The organism is Nonomuraea terrae, assembly GCF_004348995.1.
Lineage (GTDB): Bacteria > Actinomycetota > Actinomycetes > Streptosporangiales > Streptosporangiaceae > Nonomuraea > Nonomuraea terrae.
The window spans coordinates 1-1,240 of sequence record NZ_SMKQ01000447.1; the positions used below are offsets into that span (position 1 = coordinate 1).

Here is a 1,240-nt window from a genome sequence, read left to right on the forward strand (position 1 = left end):
GAGCACGCCCCTGCCGCCCCCCGAGCTCATCAGGTGGTACGCGCCGACCTGCGGCGCGAGCCGTCCCGCCACCTCCGACATGGGCGCGAGCAGCGGCAGCGCCCCGTCGGCCGTCTGCACGGTCTCGTACGCGACCGCCGTGCATCCCGAGTCGAGCAGCGCCCGCGTGCAGCCCGCCGAGGCGGCCAGGTGCAGGTACGTGAAGAGCACCAGCCCCTTGCGCAGCCGGTGGTACTCCTCCGGCATCGGCTCCTTGACCTTCATGACCAGGTCGGACGTCCCCCAGAGCTCGTCGGGGCCGGCGACCATGACGGCGCCCGCGGCGGCGAAGTACTCGTCGGGTATCGCGGATCCGGTGCCGGCGTCGTTCTCGACGAAGACCTGGTGGCCCTGGCGTACGAGCTCGTGGACGCCCGCGGGCGTCAGCGCCACGCGATACTCGCTGTTCTTGACCTCTCGCGGAACACCGACCTTCATGGCCAACCACTTCCCGCCAGGCATGAGATCCTTCATCTCTTCTCACCTGTTTTCGAGGGTTGCGAGAGGATTGCCCGGCTGATTACCCCGGCGTGACCACTCCTCGATAGGCTCACCGGCAGCCCGACCGTCAGAATGGGATCGCCAACCGATGGACATACCGGAAGAGCCGCCGACCGCGGACCCGGGGGAGCCGAAGGCCAGCAGACTCACCACCATCGTGCTGATCGTCTCGCTCGTGCTCGTCGTGCTCGTCGCCGGCGTGGCCGGCACCGTCGCCGTCCTGATGACCAGGAACCCCGACGCTCCCCTGTTCGGCGGCACGCCCCCGCAGCGGCTGGCCGTGCCCGTCCACTTCGCGCCGGTCCGCGAGACCAAGCCCGCGCCCTGCCCCGGCGACCCGGCCGTGCTCGACGAGGAGCAGACCACCTGCTACCTCCTGGAGGACGGCGTCACGGTCAGCGCGGTGCAGCGGGTGGAGCCCGTGCGCGAGAAGGACGGCACGTACTCCGTGCGCATCGCCGTCGCGTCGGGCTTCAAGGAACGCCTGGTGCAGCTCATCGACGAGCTGGCGCCGGAGCAGCAGCAGGTGGCGGTCGTGCTCGCCCCCGAAGACCCCCAGCAGCCGAAGACGGTGCTGGTCGCGCCGGTCGTCACCCAGCCCATGGACGGCGACAGCCTGAGCATCGCAGGCTTCACCCAGCAGGACGCCGAGGCGCTGACCACCCGTCTGCTCGGCACCACTCCCACGTCGTCCCCCTCC

At 70.5% G+C, this 1,240-nt stretch carries 1 protein-coding gene and 1 pseudogene; one reads left to right on the top strand and one right to left on the bottom strand.

The window, feature by feature from the left end; translation table 11 throughout:
- Window positions 1-477 (bottom strand): annotated as a pseudogene (locus tag E1286_RS47285) (alanine dehydrogenase); the annotation flags it as partial.
- Between the two features lie 151 nt (window positions 478-628).
- On the opposite strand from E1286_RS47285, the gene E1286_RS47290 reads away from it, so the two are divergent.
- Window positions 629-1,240: hypothetical protein (locus tag E1286_RS47290; RefSeq protein ID WP_132623966.1), on the top strand; the 612-nt coding region annotated here is incomplete at its 3' end.